The sequence below is a fragment of the Arthrobacter celericrescens genome, from assembly GCF_003614925.1.
Lineage (GTDB): Bacteria > Actinomycetota > Actinomycetes > Actinomycetales > Micrococcaceae > Arthrobacter > Arthrobacter celericrescens.
In genome coordinates this window covers 1-13,798 of record NZ_QYLP01000097.1, presented here as the reverse complement: position 1 = coordinate 13,798, position 13,798 = coordinate 1, and the positions used below count along the sequence as shown (strand labels likewise).

Genomic DNA, 13,798 nt, shown 5'->3' with positions numbered 1-13,798 from the left:
GCGGTTGCCTTCAGCCTAGGACTGCGCCTTTTCGGGAGTGTTTCCCGGGCGTTGCAGTTTTTCATGGTCCCGTTCCCTGGCTGTTACTGGGCGGTAATGAGGTGGATCACAGGGGCGTGTTTGGGGCTACCAGCCTTGGCTGCATGAAGTGGTTCGGGGGCTCGCGGCGGCGGAGGCTCCGCAACGAAGCCGGATTTTGGATTGACGCCATCGCAAACTGCGCGCTGCACCCGATGTATCTCGATGACGAGGCCGTCCAATCAGCTCGCCTGGACGTGGCATATGTCGACTTCGCCGGTGCGCTGTATGACTTCCAAAGCGCAGTGGAGATGGAATTCGCGGCGAAAGATATCGGCGGCTTGCGCAAGGACTTCATTGAAGGACAGTGGTCCGTGCATTTGGCGGCCGGCGATCCGGACAATCCGATGTTGCGGGTGGTCCGGGTTCATACCGATCGGTTGATTGACACACTGGAGAGGCTGTAGCGGAGTGTGCTGTCTCGTGCGATCAATTGGATTCGGTCCACTCGTCGGTTCGGTACGTCGGAACTCGATGTGGAATCGGAAGTCGCCCCGGACCCCTGTGGGGGCAATCGGCCAGACCGTCCGGAGGAACCTTTTTTGTCAGACCCCCTTGCTTGAATTGGTTCATGGAGAACAGCACGGCATTTGCCCAGGCGCCGGGGAAGCAAGTCCTTCCCGTCGATGCGTTGGCCGATGTCGTGTCTTCTTTGGAGTCGCTGGAACGCGTGCAGTCGCGCTTGCATGCGGTGCGCGAGGGGCTGCTAGTCATGGCTTCGCAACTGGCGGAGGCGATGGAGGACGACGGCGGCGTGTCGGGTTCCGGGTGGCGGCCGCCTGCGCGCGAGCTGGCTCAGCGGTCAGTGGCGGCGGAGATCGCTGCCGCGACCCGGATGAGTGACCGGACGGTGCAACGCCAGATGGGCCAGGCGGTGGAGCTGGCCGATCGGTTCCCTCTGACGGTTCAGGCATTGTCGGACGGGCGGATCAGCCTGGCCCACGCCCGCGTGATCCAGGAAGCCGGGGCAAGTCTGATGGATGATGAGGCCCGGGGCCGGTACGAGGCCGTGGTACTGGGTTGCGCCGAGCGGCAGGCACCCGGGCGGGTGCGACGTGTGGCGGTACGCGAGGCCGAGAAAGCCCAATCTGAGCCGCTGACCGAACGCCATGACCGGGCCCGGGAAGAATGCCGGGTCTGGGTGAACCCCTTGCCCGACGGCATGGCCGAACTCGGGGCCGTGCTGCCCGCGGTGGTGGCGTACGGGATCCACGACCGCCTCACCCAGATGGCCCAGGCTTATGCAGACGCCTCCAAAGAACACGACTCGGCCAAAGAAAACGGCGCAGGTGCCCAGGCCTGCCAAGGCGCCGGGGCCTCCCGCACCATGGACCAGCTCCGGGCCGACCTGCTTGCGGATGTCGTGTTGAGGGGCGCCCCGACCGGGCACGACACCCCGGAGGGCATCCTCACGGCCATCACGGCGAGGGTCGATATCACCGTTCCGGCGCAGACCATGATGGACGGCGAGGCTCAAGATGCAGATGGCGCTTCCTTCGTCCCGGCCGAGCTCGACGGGCGGCACCCGATCGATCCGGACACGGCACGGATCTTGGCGGGTGCGGCTCCGGGCTGGAACAGGGTCTTCACCGACCCGGTCAACGGCACCGTGCTGGCCGTGGACCGGTACCGGCCCGGCGAGGACCTGCGCCGGCTGCTCCGGGCCCGTGATTCCCGCTGCCGTTTCCCCGGATGCGGCATCAAAGCCCGCGAGCTGGATCTCGATCACACTGTGGACGCCGCGCTCGGCGGCGCCACGGATTCCGGCAACCTCGCGGGCCTGTGCCGGCGGCACCACATACTTAAACATCACTCCCGCTGGACCGTCCGGCAGGCCGGGGCCGGGGTCCTTCAATGGACCAGCCCCACCGGCCGCACCTACAAGGACCAACCGCCGATACCGGCGACAAGCACAGCGGGGGACATCCGCCCAAGGCCCGGCGACCCGCCTGGGGAAGCAAAGCCGCCGCCCTTCTGACCTCACGGGTCGGCCCGTGCCCCGCCGGTGTGCCTTCCCTAATGTGCAGCCGGCTTTCCGCCCCGCGGAGCGGCTAGTTAGTTGTGCGCCATCACTCGCGCCGCCCGCGTCGTCCGCGCGTCTCCGCTACCCGCGCCCCGTCACGTAGCCCCGTCACCTAGCAGACCTCAGTACTTCTCCAACAGCTCCCGCAGCCCGTTCCCGATGAAGCCCGCCGCCGCGGACGCCCGGTCCAGGAAACCGTGCGAACCCACCGGCTCCACGGACGCGATCAAGGCTGCGGCGTCGCCCAAGGCCATGTGCACCTCCACCGCCGGGAAGCCTTCCAGCTCCAGGACGGCGGTACGGGAATCGGTCCAGGCGTCCGGTCCGGGGTCGTCGTGGAAGGTGCGGGTGACCGTCAGCTTGTGCCAGCCGCCGTCGAGCAGTACTTCCGCGCGGTACCGCAGCGTGTCACCGGACGCCTCCACCAGCCCGCCGGCCAGGAAACGCCGGGCGCCGAAGCGCTCCGCATCGAGGAACCCCGAAAGCCGCGCACCCGTACCGGACGAGGGCATCTCGACGACGGCGGTGAACCCCAGGTCCTGCCCGTCCAGGTTGCCGCGGAGCCGGTCCGTGAACCGAACACCGGGGGACGGCTCGCTCATGGCGGTGCAGTGCTCGTCCTTCGGCAGCCCCTCCGGCGAGCGGGAGGCCAGGTAAGCACGGGCGTCGCGGTAGCCCATGGCCACGAGGGCGTCGGCGCTGATCCGGCCGAGGTAGAACTCCGGGTCCAGTGGCAGGGGATGTTCAGGGCGGATGACGTGCAGCACGAAGTCGCGGCCCGCAGCCTGCGCGGCGTCGAAATCGGCCAGCAACGCACCCATGGCACTCATCTCGATCATGTGCACGTACTGTTCCAGCGGCCCGTCGCCCCAATACGGAGAATTCCCGATGCACCAGATGAGCCACACCTCGTCAGCCCCGCGCCGCAGCGCTTCCTGCACGTTGGCGTCGCGCACCCACACGGCGTCGGTCCAGATTTTCCCGTCGCGGTGCAAGGGCGTCAGGAAGATCGGCAGGGACATGCCCGCGGCCATGAGTTCGGCGTCGATCTCGGTGGCGTCGATCGCGTGGCAGCGCTTTCCGGTGAACTCCACCACGTTGAAGGAACCCCCGACGGCGCCCGGTTCCGTTGCTCGGCTGCGGATGGATCCGGCGTCGATCCCCAACGACGGGAAGACTTTGTTGAGCAAGCCATCCGCGTCGCCGAGGGCGGGAAGGGACCACGGCCCCTTGAGGTAGTCGCCGAACGGCAGGGCCGAACCGAAGTCCTTGACGTCCACCGTGGACCAGCGGGCGCACATCTCCTCCGGCCCGATCCCGGAGAGCAGCATGCCCGCCGTCAGGATCCCGCCGGAGGTGCCGTCCACATGGTTGAATTCCACGCCTTCCTCGGCCAAAGCCCGCACCACGCCTGCCTGCCACGCCACCCGCATCCCGCCGCCGGCAAGCACCAGGGAACGATTCATGGGCGCACCACCTCCCGACCATAAACCCCGCGCCAATAGATAAAGCACAGCACCGCCGTCGCGAGGTCGAAGACGGCGACCGCCAGCGCGGGTGCCGCGAACACGCCGTTCAGGACGCCGATCCCGACGGCCGCGAACGCCCCTGCCTTCTGCACGCCCGCCCAGAAGACGACTTCCGGAGCGGCGTCGCGCTTGAGCAGGGTGTGCAGGAGCAGGCCGCCCACCACGATCATGAACATGCCCACCGTGCCGAAAAGTTGCAGCGCGAGCGGCGTCGGCTCGGTACCCAACAGGCGCAGGATGAAACCGCCGAAGGGGATTTCCGCGACGCCGGTCAGCGCCGTGATGACCGCGAGGATCGCCAGGACAGCGCGCAGCGGATCGGCCGCCGCCCAGGCGGCGGGGCTGGTTCTCGCAGCCACTGTCTTCACAGGTACGAATCCAGCAGCCGGCCGCGGTCCACGATCAGCCAGAGCATGGCAAGCCACACAAGCGTGGAAACGTAGAAGCGGATGTCATTGAGGAACATCCAGCGCCGCAGCAGGGTTCGCAGTTCGGCGTCGTCCTTGAAGTCGCCGCCCCGGATGCGCACGTTGATGGGGATGATGATGCCCTGCCCCACCAGGGTCAGGGTGATGATGCCCAGCAGGCAGATCGCCGCCGGAATGACCCGGATGCTGCCCCACTCACTCCACACCAGGATGGCGCCGGAGATGAACATGGGCGGCACCACCACGGTGAAGAACTTGGTGGCCTGCCGGGTGGGGATCCCGAAATGCATGTCCACATTGCCGCGTTCCAACGACTCCCACGTGGGGTAGAGGAACCACTTCAGCACCCACATGGTGCCCACGTACATGGTGGCGCCGAACAGGAAGTACAGGGCATTGAGCACCAGCAGCCAGTTCACGACGACGCCTTGTGTTTTTCGATCGAGGCAGCCCCGGGGATCCTGCTGCGGTCCGGCGGCTCCAGCCATTCCTGGCCCTGGCCCAGCCCCACCACGCTGTCCATCATCTCGCCGCCGCGCTGGGCCGCTGCTTCTGCAGCACTCGGGGCGGTGAGGAACCACGCCTCGTAGTGGTCGTCCAGCACTCCGTGCGCTTCGGGCAGCCAGGCCGTGAAGATCGGCTTCTCCGCCACCTGCAGGGTCTTCAGGAGCGCGACGCCGGGAGCGTCACCCAGGATGAGCCGGGCCTTCGCCGCCTTCCCGAGGGCGAGGTCACCTGTGGCTTCAAAGTAGATGTCAGACTTCCACAACATGCCCCGGAAAGCGCAGTAGTTCGAGGCGGCGAGCTTCAGCGGCAATCCGGCCGGCTCGGGCCGTTCGATCTCCACGAAGCAGCCGAGCGCCCCGTCCTTGTCGTACTGGGCCGACACCGTGGAATCGGTCACCACGAAGTCCAGGTTGGCCTGGTGCTTGGGCATGCCCCAGATGCCCTTGCCGCCCTTGACCGAGATTTCGGTGCTGACCGGCAGGTCCACCACGAACTGGCCCAGGCCGAACGTCTTCTGAAAGAGCAGGGGCAGCAGCGGAGGCACCGGCCGCCTGCCGTGGGTGATGGCGATGGCCAGGGAATACTCGATGTACTTGCCGATGTCCGTGGATTTGTAGTTGACCACGGTCACCACCAGCAGGCCCTTCCCGCCCAGGCTGAAGGGGCGCATTTCCTCGCCGGGCAGGATGGCCGCCGCCGCGCGTTTGTTGATGGGGAAGGCGGCCATGAGCACCGGCGAATCGTCCGAGTTGACCGGCATCGTGTAGGGGATGCCGTCGGCTTGGGCGAACCGGCCGCGCAGTTCGTTCTGCCGCCGCGGCAGGGGAGAAGGCATGAGCCGGAGGAGCCCGGCCAGCAGCCCGTTGAGAGTGTTCATGAGTCGAGCTCCTTGCCTGCGTTTACGGAGTTGCCTGAGTCCAATGAGTTCAATTCCTTGACGATGATCGGGAACGTGTCCCGCCACGCGTGGGTGCCGAAGAAGACATCCAGGTGGCCGTAGCCGGGGATGAGGTGGAGCGCGTCCTTCCCGGGGCGGTGCTGCTGGAAGAAACGGAAGGTGCGCTCCTGGCTCTCGGGCAGGAAACACCGGTTGTCCTGCCCGGCGAGGAACACGAAGCGGGCATCGGTCCGGGGCGCCTGGGCCTCGTAGTTTTCCGGCAGTTCAGGGTGCGATCCGGCAGCCACCATGTGACCGGCCCGGATGCTGCGGCCCATCTCCTCGAAGAAACTGACCGGAACCTCCGCGAATTCACCCTTGATCCACTCGTGGGTGGCCTCGTCCAGGTTCTCGTGGGACCACAGCGCAGGCCTGCCGCTGCCGTAGGTGAAGCTGACCAGCTTGCAGACCGTGTTGTCGCATTCGTGGTGCGTTGCCTTGACCAGGGACCGCAGGAACCTGCTGAAGTAGCCGTTCGAGCGGTTGCCCCAGGCCGGCGAGAGGTAGGGGGTGAAGGCCTTCACGATCGGCGTGAAGTGGTCGATCTTCAAGCGCGAGAACGCCGGCACCACCGGATGCAGGGACACCGCGTTGGAAATCACCGTGTCCACCCGGGGCAGCAGGCCCGCCGCGGCGGACATCGTGAACGAAGTGGAGCCCTGGCAATGCACCATGGCCTTGAGCGTGTCCGCTCCGGTGGCCTGCAGGACATGCTCGACGGCGGCAGGATGGTCGTACACGGCGGCGTCGCCGAGCGTCCAGGACAGCGGGTCCAGGTCGATCGAGGCGCGCCAGTTCAGCATCCAGACGTCCCAGCCGTCCTCCAGCAGCACGTCCACGAACGTGGTCCGGGTGGGCGGGCGGAACAGTTCGGCACGGACGCCGGATCCGTGCACCAGGAGCACCGGACCCTTGGCCGGCTCCACGGGGGAGGTCACGTGCACCAGGTTCAGCGGGACGCCGTCCCCGGCCCGGAACGGGATGACCTCGCTGCGGTGTTCTGCACGGGTGATGGTCATGGTCATGGTTTGCTTCCTTCACGCTGAATGGCGGGTGCTTGGGTGCCGGTCGGTTGTATGAACGTCGGTTGGATGGTGATGGGCTGCTCAAGCAGCCGGACGGCAGGGATACCCTCAGACGGAACGGGACGGACGCCGTCGTGCGTGTCCTCAAGGTCCCAGTCCCGGCACACGGTCTCCACCAGTAGCGGGTGGACGGTGAGGCTGCCGTCGGGATCGAGGCGCATCCGCAGGAAGCCCTTATGGTCCTCCACGGCCTGGCCGGACATCTTCCACGAGGCCACCTCCCCGGCGGGCGTGCGCAGGATGTACAGGGCGAAGGCCTCGCTGCCGAGGACCCAGCCGGACGCGTACACGACGCCGAGGACCAGCAGGGCGCCAAGCCCGGAGGGAAGCGGGATCAAGGCGGCCAGCACGGCCAGGCTGATGCCCGCGCCGAGGGCGGCGAGCTGGTAGAGGACGCCGCGGAGCATCGTCAGCAGACCGGCCCGGCCCCGGAGAAGGCGTGTCCGGCCGAACAGTTTCCAGAACACCACCAGCAGTCCCAGGGCGAGCAGCGGGCACACGACGCCGAAGACCAGTGCCCGGGGCAGGCCCACGGTATCGATAGCGCCCATGAGCGGGAGGCCGCGGCCGCTGCTGTAGACCACCCAGCCGGCCAGGAAGAACACGGCGTGGACGAGGCCCAGCAAGGGGCCGAAGCCCGGGTTCCGGGCCGCCAGCCAGTAGGGCGAGAACGGATTCGCCAGGCGGAGTCCGAGCTGCCGGCTGGTGCTGGTGGTGGGGTGGCTGCCGGGGGCGCGGACGAAGCGCCGGCTGCCGTCTGGCTCGGTCTGCCGCCGGGCCGCGGACGGCGCCGCGGCGGACAGCCCGCGCTCGCGGACGGGGTCCGGAAGCCGGACTTCCCCGGGCAGCCAGTGGGTGTCCGACAGGTACGCCCCGCCCAGGCCGCAGGTGACCAGCTGGACCGGGCTGCCGCCGTCGGGCTCCGCTTCCGCATAGCGGGAGTAATGGTGCAGGTCCCCGCTCAGCCAGAGCCGCACCGTGGCGCCGGTGTCTTCGAAGAGCCCGGTCTGCGGGTTGAAGCGGCGGCGCAGGTAGTCCTGTTCGAAGAAGTCCGCCTGCTGGAAGGCCCGGTCGCCAGGCTCCTCCGAGTAGACCCACGACGGCGAAGCCAGGCACAGGATGATCGAATCGCCCGGGACGAGCCGGGCGCTGACGTTGCGATGGAAGTACTCCAGCTGCGGCTCGTCGATGTACTGGCCCAGCTGGCTGTCCAGGCCCAGCAGCCACCAGCCGGGCGTGTCCGCACCGCCCGAGAGCCGCACCGCAAAATAGCTGCGGTTCTGCACCGTGCGCCACGAGCCGATGCTGCGCTGCCGGGTGAAGACCCGGATGAAGGACGTGAGCCCGTCGTACCAGTCGTGGTTGCCGGGCAGGGCCAGCAGGATGTTCGCCGGAGGGCACGACGCCGGCGGCGGGCCGCCTGCCGCAGGCGCCGGGAACGCCGTGCGGTACGGTCCCACCATGCGGTCCTCGTAGCGGCCCGGGGACGCCACCGGGTAGACCTCGTCCCCGCCGAGCACCAGGACGTTCCCGCGCTTGAGTTCCATCCCGTCCACGGTCAACTGCTCCTGGGCGAGCAGGAGGGCCACGGTGTACGTGGCGTCGAAGCCGTCGCCGAGGTCAGCGGTGAAGTCCAGCCACAGGCCGTCCTGCGGAAGCCCCAGGGCAACCGGTGCGCCCAAGCCGCGCTCCACGGGCGGCTGGGCCGCCTGGCCCGGGAGCGGAAGGCGGGCCAGTTCGAGCGGCGTGCCGGGAAGCCCTGCCTCCAGCTCGCGCTTGTCGCCGAAGTCCGCAAAGACCGTGGCGGTCATGACCTTCAGGGCAGTGCGGCCCAGGGCGATCGGCGCAAGCCAGCGCACCGCCTCCCGGGGCGTGAACCCCAGGTCCTTGCTGTGCAGTGCGAGCTCCTTGCGCTTCATCGCGACGGCTTTTTGACGGCGGCTTTGCCGTAGACCCGCCAGAGCTCGCCGAGGAAGAAGTTCCCGAACGAGGCCAGGGCCGGCAGCGGTTCAGGGCCCGCCGCCCGGAAGGTGGTGAGCTGCTTGGCGAAGTCCAGCGGGCGGATGCGCAGGATGCCGGACCCGGCGACGGCGGACGCGTCCGGGGACTTCCATTCGGCCGACGGCGGCTGGCCGGGATCCGAGGGAGGCACGTGCCCGCGCACGATCGTGGCGTACAGGGTGGTGGTGTCCGCCCAGGAGTCCGTCCCGGCTTCGTTGTGGATGAGCTTGAAGCCGGTGAAGGTGAGCGGGGTGCCGCCGGGGTCGCGCAGCCACAGCCGGTAGAGCATGCGCCGGGCCGGCCGTCCGTCGGGGGAGGCGTCCTCCACGAACTGCTTGAACCAGCCCTTCTCCACGGGCAGCCGGCCGCCGAACTGGTCCGCCAGGACGTAGCCCTCGGCGTTGGCCTGATGCAGGGGGTCGGCCACGAAAGCGTCGATGTCCGGGGCCGTGATGGTCAGTTCGAACATGATCCGGCGGTCGCGGTCCCGGCCCAGGCTGAGTCCCTTCGCCGGATCGCTCTGGCCGGGGCTGAACCAGCCGTGCATTTGTTCGGTGAAGCTCACGGAGGTGGCTGCAGTGGCGGCGTCCGCCATGGCCGGTGCGCCGAGCCCGCGTGTCGCGGCCGCTTTCGGTTCAAGCGGGCGTTCGGGTTTGGCGGCCTTTCCCTTGGTGGCGTCCGGCGCCAGGACGCGCGGCGATTCAGCGGGGGAGTCGCCGACGGCGCCCGGCGCCTCGCGTGTGTGCCGCGGTGTGTCCGGCGTCAGGCTGCGTGCGGCGGGCCGTGTGCCTTCCAGCAGGCGGCGGCAGGCGCGCTCGGCGAACGCGGCGATGGTCAGGGACGGGTTGGCTCCCACCGGTCCCGGCATGGCAGCACCGTCCACCACGAACATTCCGGGGTAGCCGAACACTTCGCCGTAGGAATCGCATACGCCTTCCGACGGGTTGCGTCCCGCGGGGGCGCCGCCGATGGGGTGCACCGTGATGACCCGTTTGGCCCACCACAGCGGATTGTCCACGAAGTCCCCGCCCAGTTCACCGGCGAGGTCCGCCATGGTCTTGCGCACCCGGCCGAAGTACCCCGTGGACGTGGCGAGCGTCCAGTCCACGGCGAGCCTGCCGTCCTGCAGGCTCAGCACGCCGTCCGGGATGTCACGCCCCATGCCCAGCAGCGGCAGCGAACTGGAGGACAGGCTGCCGTCGCCCAGGGCCGCGGCGAGGTCGGCGGAAATATTGGAGCGGCGGGCTTCGAAGAGCCGGTCCTTGAGCAGCTGGCCGGCCACACGCGCCGTGCGGCGCACCACCTGGCCGAGCTGCCCGGTTTCGATCAGCCAGTTCATGAAGGCCGGATAGCCGGCGTCCTCCACGTAGTAGCCGCGGCCGGTGCCGCCGTCCTCGGTGTCCGGAACCCGGATGGCGGTAGTGATGACGGGGCCGCGGCTGCCGGAGAGGGTGCGGGTAGCGGGGACCTTGCCGCCGTCGTGCATCTTGGCGCCCATCACGAACGTCAGCAGGTCGCCGTTGCCGCTGAAGCGGGTGCCGAGGGTTTCGCTGAGTGCGGGCAGGGAGGCACGGTTGCGCAGGAGCAGGAAGTTGCTGCCGAAGGTGCCGGCGCCGATGACCAGGTTCCTGCAGCGGATGATCCGTTCGTGCAGCGGGGCATCGGGGTGTTCCGGATCGTGGACCACGTAGCGGACCTCGTACCCGGAACCGTTCCCCGAAGAACCCACCGGCCGGATCCCCCGCACGTCGTGGAACGTCCGGAGGTCAGCGCCGGCTTTCTTCGCCGCAGAGAGGTAGTTGTGGTCCAGGGTGTTTTTGGCCCCGGAGTTGCAGCCGAGGTCGCACTCGCCGCAGAGGGTACACGTGGTCCGCACGGCGCGCTCGCCGTGGACACTGCCGTACGGTGCCGCGGACAACGGCTGGTTGGTGCCCGGTTCCGCATCGGGCGAAGTGGCGAAGGTGACCGCGATCGGCGGCCGGCTGATGGACAGGCCGAGGGCTGCGGTGCTGGCCTCCATGGCCAGGGTCTTTGCCGTGTCCCGGTACGGGTACGGGACGGGCTGCAGCATGTCCTCTGCGTCCTTGTAGAACGGCTCGAGGTCGTCGTAGCTGAACGGCCAGTTCTCGTAGCCGCCGCCGGGCACCGGGGACTCCTTGACGAACCACTTGGGGTCCTTGCGCAGGAGCACGTTCGCGTAGATCAGCGAGCCGCCACCCAGGCCGCTGGACACCAGGCCCTCCATGCCCCGGAAGGTCCAGGCGTCGAACAAGCCGTAGAGCCCGCGGTCGGGGTCCCAGAAGTTGCGGCCCATCTCCGCAGGGCTCCGGGCGAAGCTGCCTGGTGCGTAGGCCTTCCCGCGTTCCATGAGCACCACGGATTTGCCGGCCTCTGCCAGGCGCAGTGCTGCTACGGAACCGCCGAATCCGGAGCCCACCACCACGGCGTCCACGGTCTCGGGCGGTCCACCGGAAGCAGGTCCGGAAGGGTCATCCTGTTGTAACTTCCCCGGCAAAGTCATGGCCGTTCCTTAGGAGCAGCAGCGGAATATAGCGACATACTCCCACCGGCCACGCAATCTGTCCATACCTTGGACTAATTGCCGGAACGGCACTTAGACGCGCAGGCGATAGCCCCGTTTCACTACGGTTTCCACGAGGCTGCCGTCGGGCAGCGCGGAGCGCAGGCGGCTGACCGTCATGTCCAGTGCGTGCACCGAGCCGCGCAGTTCCAGCAGCTCCGAGAGCGACTCCCGGGAGAGCACCGCGCCACCTGCCCCGAGCAGCGCCCGCAGGAGCAGCAGGGGAGCCGGGGCAAGGTCCACCACTTCGCCGTCGATCTTCAGGCAGCGCCCGCGCAGCTCCACCTGCCCGGCCTTGGTGGCCAGGCGCCGCACATGGTTCAGCGCCAGGTGCTCGGTGACCAGGCGGATCAGCGCCCCCATGCGGTAGCGGTCCGGGATCAAGGGTGACAGTCCGGCGTCGAGCAGCGGCTGGGCGGTGACGGGCCCGACGGCGGCCACGGTCACCTGCGTCCTGAGCGCGTCGATCAGCTGCTGGTACATGCCCATCTCGTGGGCCGTGCTCCACAGCGCGTCGACGGCGGGGGCGCTCGTGAAGGTGAGCACGTCCAGCTTGCCGCCGCAGGCGGCCTCGATGAGGCGCGGAAGCTTGTCGCTGCCGTCCGGCTTCACCCAGCGGTACGGGGTGACGGTCAGGACCTTCGCGCCGGACATGCGCAGCCGTTCGAGCTGGCGGAAATCCGTGTAGCCGTGCAGCTGCACGGCCACCGTCTTGCCGCGCACGCCCTCCTGGAGGAGCATGTCCACCAGCGTGGCGGTGGTTTCGTCACTGCTGATCCCGACGTCGGCCAGGCCGGCCGCGCGGACGGCACCGCGGGCCTTGGGCCCACGGACGAACATGCGGGTCGCCGAGAGCACCTCCAGGAGCTGCTCGCCGATGCCGAAGGAGTCCGCGGCCTCGCACCAGCGGCGCATGCCGTAGGCAGTGGTGGCGATGCAGATGTCCGGGCGCGCCTCGATGATGGCACGCGTGTCCTCGATGAGGGCGGTGTCTTCCTGCACCGGGGCGATCTTCAGTGCAGGAGCGTGCAGCACCTCGGCTCCGCGCCGCTCAAGGGCGTCGATCAGGTCGCGCGAGCGGCGGTGCGACGTCACGCCGATCAGGAAGCCGTCCAGCGGGGTGTCTGCGGCGGATTCGACGGCGGCCTGCGGCGTGTTCGCCTCGGCGGTGATGGTGGACGTGGTGCTCATGTGGGTCCCTTCAGGCTTCAAGGAGCGAAGCCGCGAGGCGGTTCAGGTCAGCGGAGGCAGCGGCATGATTACGGCTGGCCATTGCCACCCCGACCACCTCGCCAATGACCAGCACGGCCGGGTTGCTGCAGCCTGTGGCCGCATTTTCGATCGTACCGAGTTCTGCGATGGTGGTCCGCTGGCCGGGACGGTAGCCCCGCTCGACGACGGCCATCGGCATGTCCGCCCGCATGCCGGCGCGGCGCAGGCCAGCGGCCAGCTGCGGAAGGGTTCCGATGCCCATGAGCACCACGATGGTGCCGCCAAGCCCAGCCAGGTGGGTGTGTTCCTTCTCGGTCAGCGGAGCGTGGCCGGACACCACGGTGAACATGTGGCTGACCTCGCGGTGCGTGACGGGAATGCCCGCGGCCGCCGGAACGGAAATGGCGCTGGTGACGCCCGAAATGACGTTCACGGGAACACCGGCGGCCACGCAGGAGGCCACTTCCTCGCCGCCGCGGCCGAACACGAAGGGGTCGCCGCCCTTGAGCCGCACCACGTTCTCGCCGGCCAGCGCCGCCTCGACCATAAGCTTCTCGATGTCGCCCTGGGTCACCTTGTGGTGGCCCGGATGCTTGCCGACGTCAACCAGCCGGCCGCTGGTGAGCCGCTCCAGCTCCTGGTAGGGGGCCAGGCGGTCGTAGAAGACGACGTCGGCGTCCCGCAGGGCGTTGACGGCCCCGACCGTGAGCAGGTCCAGGGTGCCGGGGCCGCCGCCGACCAGGGTCACGTGGCCCGCCGGGCCCGCCGCGGGTTCAGCCGCCACGGGGATGCCGGCCGCGCGCGAACGCTCCAGCAGCGGCTCCCAGCCGGGCTGGCCGTCGTCGACGGCTGCAAGCAGGAAGGGACGCTCGGGAAGCGGGCCGTCGCCGGGTGCCCCTTCGGGAACGCTGAGCCGGAAGACCCTGGCACCGGCGGCCTCGTAACGGCGGACCGCCTGGCGGGCCGCGGTGTCGGAGCCGGTGACGAGGACGTCGCGGCCGGTCAGGTCGATGCTGAGCTGCATGGTCAGTTCTCGCTTCCGTTGGTGGAGCCGCTGCGGACGGGGATGGTGGAGGCGATGAGGACGCTGCCCTTCTCTTCGTTGGTGGCCGGGCGGATCTGGCCGCGCTGGTCCGGGACGAAGGAAATGGAGTCGTCCTTCTGGTCGGGGGCGTTGACGAAGGAGCGGAAGCGGCGCAGGCGCTCCGGGTCCTTCAGCGTGTCCGCCCACTCGTCGACGTAGGTGTCCACGTGCTTGGCCATGGCGGCTTCGAGTTCCTCGGCGATGCCCAGGGAGTCGTGGACCACCACGTCTTCGACGTGCTTGATGCCGCCGTCGAGTTCTTCCTGCCAGCGTGCGGTGCGCTGGAGGCGGTCGGCGGTGCGGATGTAGTACATGAAGTAGCGGTCGATGTAC

The 13,798-nt window shown here is 68.7% G+C and carries 11 protein-coding genes and 1 pseudogene; 2 read left to right on the top strand and 10 right to left on the bottom strand.

All coding sequences use genetic code 11. The features are described 5' to 3' along the window. Positions 1–143: 143 nt before the first annotated feature. Positions 144–485, top strand: coding sequence for a hypothetical protein (locus D3654_RS17840; RefSeq protein ID WP_162943784.1), 342 nt, complete (start codon positions 144–146; stop codon positions 483–485). A gap of 164 nt (positions 486–649) precedes the next feature. Continuing rightward, positions 650–2,056, top strand: coding sequence for an HNH endonuclease signature motif containing protein (locus D3654_RS17835; RefSeq protein ID WP_120522801.1), 1,407 nt, complete (start codon positions 650–652; stop codon positions 2,054–2,056). 167 nt (positions 2,057–2,223) lie between these two features. On the opposite strand, the gene D3654_RS17830 is transcribed toward D3654_RS17835, so the two are convergent. The 10 genes and pseudogenes from D3654_RS17830 to D3654_RS17785 all read right to left on the bottom strand — a co-directional run. Further along, positions 2,224–3,567: a patatin-like phospholipase family protein gene (locus D3654_RS17830; RefSeq protein ID WP_120522800.1), complete on the bottom strand. Its 1,344-nt coding sequence runs from the start codon at positions 3,565–3,567 to the stop codon at positions 2,224–2,226. Beyond that, positions 3,564–3,998, bottom strand: a complete 435-nt coding sequence (locus tag D3654_RS17825) for a hypothetical protein (protein WP_245413317.1) — start codon at positions 3,996–3,998, stop codon at positions 3,564–3,566. The genes D3654_RS17830 and D3654_RS17825 overlap by 4 nt, the downstream gene beginning before the upstream one ends. After that, positions 3,995–4,477, bottom strand: coding sequence for a DUF1772 domain-containing protein (locus D3654_RS17820; protein WP_120522799.1), 483 nt, complete (start codon positions 4,475–4,477; stop codon positions 3,995–3,997). The genes D3654_RS17825 and D3654_RS17820 overlap by 4 nt, the downstream gene beginning before the upstream one ends. Beyond that, entirely contained in the window at positions 4,474–5,442 is a 969-nt protein-coding gene (locus D3654_RS17815; protein WP_120522798.1) for an acetoacetate decarboxylase family protein, read from the bottom strand. Before D3654_RS17815 ends, D3654_RS17820 begins: the two co-directional genes overlap by 4 nt. After that, positions 5,439–6,527, bottom strand: a complete 1,089-nt coding sequence (locus D3654_RS17810; RefSeq protein WP_245413316.1) for an alpha/beta hydrolase — start codon at positions 6,525–6,527, stop codon at positions 5,439–5,441. The genes D3654_RS17815 and D3654_RS17810 overlap by 4 nt, the downstream gene beginning before the upstream one ends. Continuing rightward, positions 6,524–8,506, bottom strand: a complete 1,983-nt coding sequence (locus D3654_RS17805) for an acyltransferase family protein (RefSeq protein ID WP_205571852.1) — start codon at positions 8,504–8,506, stop codon at positions 6,524–6,526. The genes D3654_RS17810 and D3654_RS17805 overlap by 4 nt, the downstream gene beginning before the upstream one ends. Further along, positions 8,503–11,109, bottom strand: a complete 2,607-nt coding sequence (locus D3654_RS17800; RefSeq protein ID WP_120522797.1) for a GMC family oxidoreductase — start codon at positions 11,107–11,109, stop codon at positions 8,503–8,505. The genes D3654_RS17805 and D3654_RS17800 overlap by 4 nt, the downstream gene beginning before the upstream one ends. 93 nt (positions 11,110–11,202) lie before the next feature. After that, positions 11,203–12,360, bottom strand: a complete 1,158-nt coding sequence (locus D3654_RS17795; RefSeq protein WP_120522796.1) for a uroporphyrinogen-III synthase — start codon at positions 12,358–12,360, stop codon at positions 11,203–11,205. A gap of 10 nt (positions 12,361–12,370) precedes the next feature. Continuing rightward, positions 12,371–13,405: a uroporphyrinogen-III C-methyltransferase gene (cobA, locus tag D3654_RS17790; RefSeq protein WP_120522795.1), complete on the bottom strand. Its 1,035-nt coding sequence runs from the start codon at positions 13,403–13,405 to the stop codon at positions 12,371–12,373. Between the two features lie 2 nt (positions 13,406–13,407). After that, positions 13,408–13,798 (bottom strand): annotated as a pseudogene (locus D3654_RS17785) (nitrite reductase (NAD(P)H)); the annotation flags it as partial.

What these genes read in the sequence shown, in the direction of transcription:
- D3654_RS17840 (WP_162943784.1), top strand. Translation starts at nt 144, where the DNA reads ATGAAGTGGTTCGGGGGCTCGCGGCGGCGGAGGCTCCGCAACGAAGCC.
- D3654_RS17800 (WP_120522797.1), bottom strand. Translation starts at nt 11,109, where the DNA reads ATGACTTTGCCGGGGAAGTTACAACAGGATGACCCTTCCGGACCTGCT.
- D3654_RS17815 (WP_120522798.1), bottom strand. Translation starts at nt 5,442, where the DNA reads ATGAACACTCTCAACGGGCTGCTGGCCGGGCTCCTCCGGCTCATGCCT.
- D3654_RS17830 (WP_120522800.1), bottom strand. Translation starts at nt 3,567, where the DNA reads ATGAATCGTTCCCTGGTGCTTGCCGGCGGCGGGATGCGGGTGGCGTGG.
- D3654_RS17835 (WP_120522801.1), top strand. Translation starts at nt 650, where the DNA reads ATGGAGAACAGCACGGCATTTGCCCAGGCGCCGGGGAAGCAAGTCCTT.
- D3654_RS17810 (WP_245413316.1), bottom strand. Translation starts at nt 6,527, where the DNA reads ATGACCATGACCATCACCCGTGCAGAACACCGCAGCGAGGTCATCCCG.
- D3654_RS17805 (WP_205571852.1), bottom strand. Translation starts at nt 8,506, where the DNA reads ATGAAGCGCAAGGAGCTCGCACTGCACAGCAAGGACCTGGGGTTCACG.
- D3654_RS17795 (WP_120522796.1), bottom strand. Translation starts at nt 12,360, where the DNA reads ATGAGCACCACGTCCACCATCACCGCCGAGGCGAACACGCCGCAGGCC.
- cobA (WP_120522795.1), bottom strand. Translation starts at nt 13,405, where the DNA reads ATGCAGCTCAGCATCGACCTGACCGGCCGCGACGTCCTCGTCACCGGC.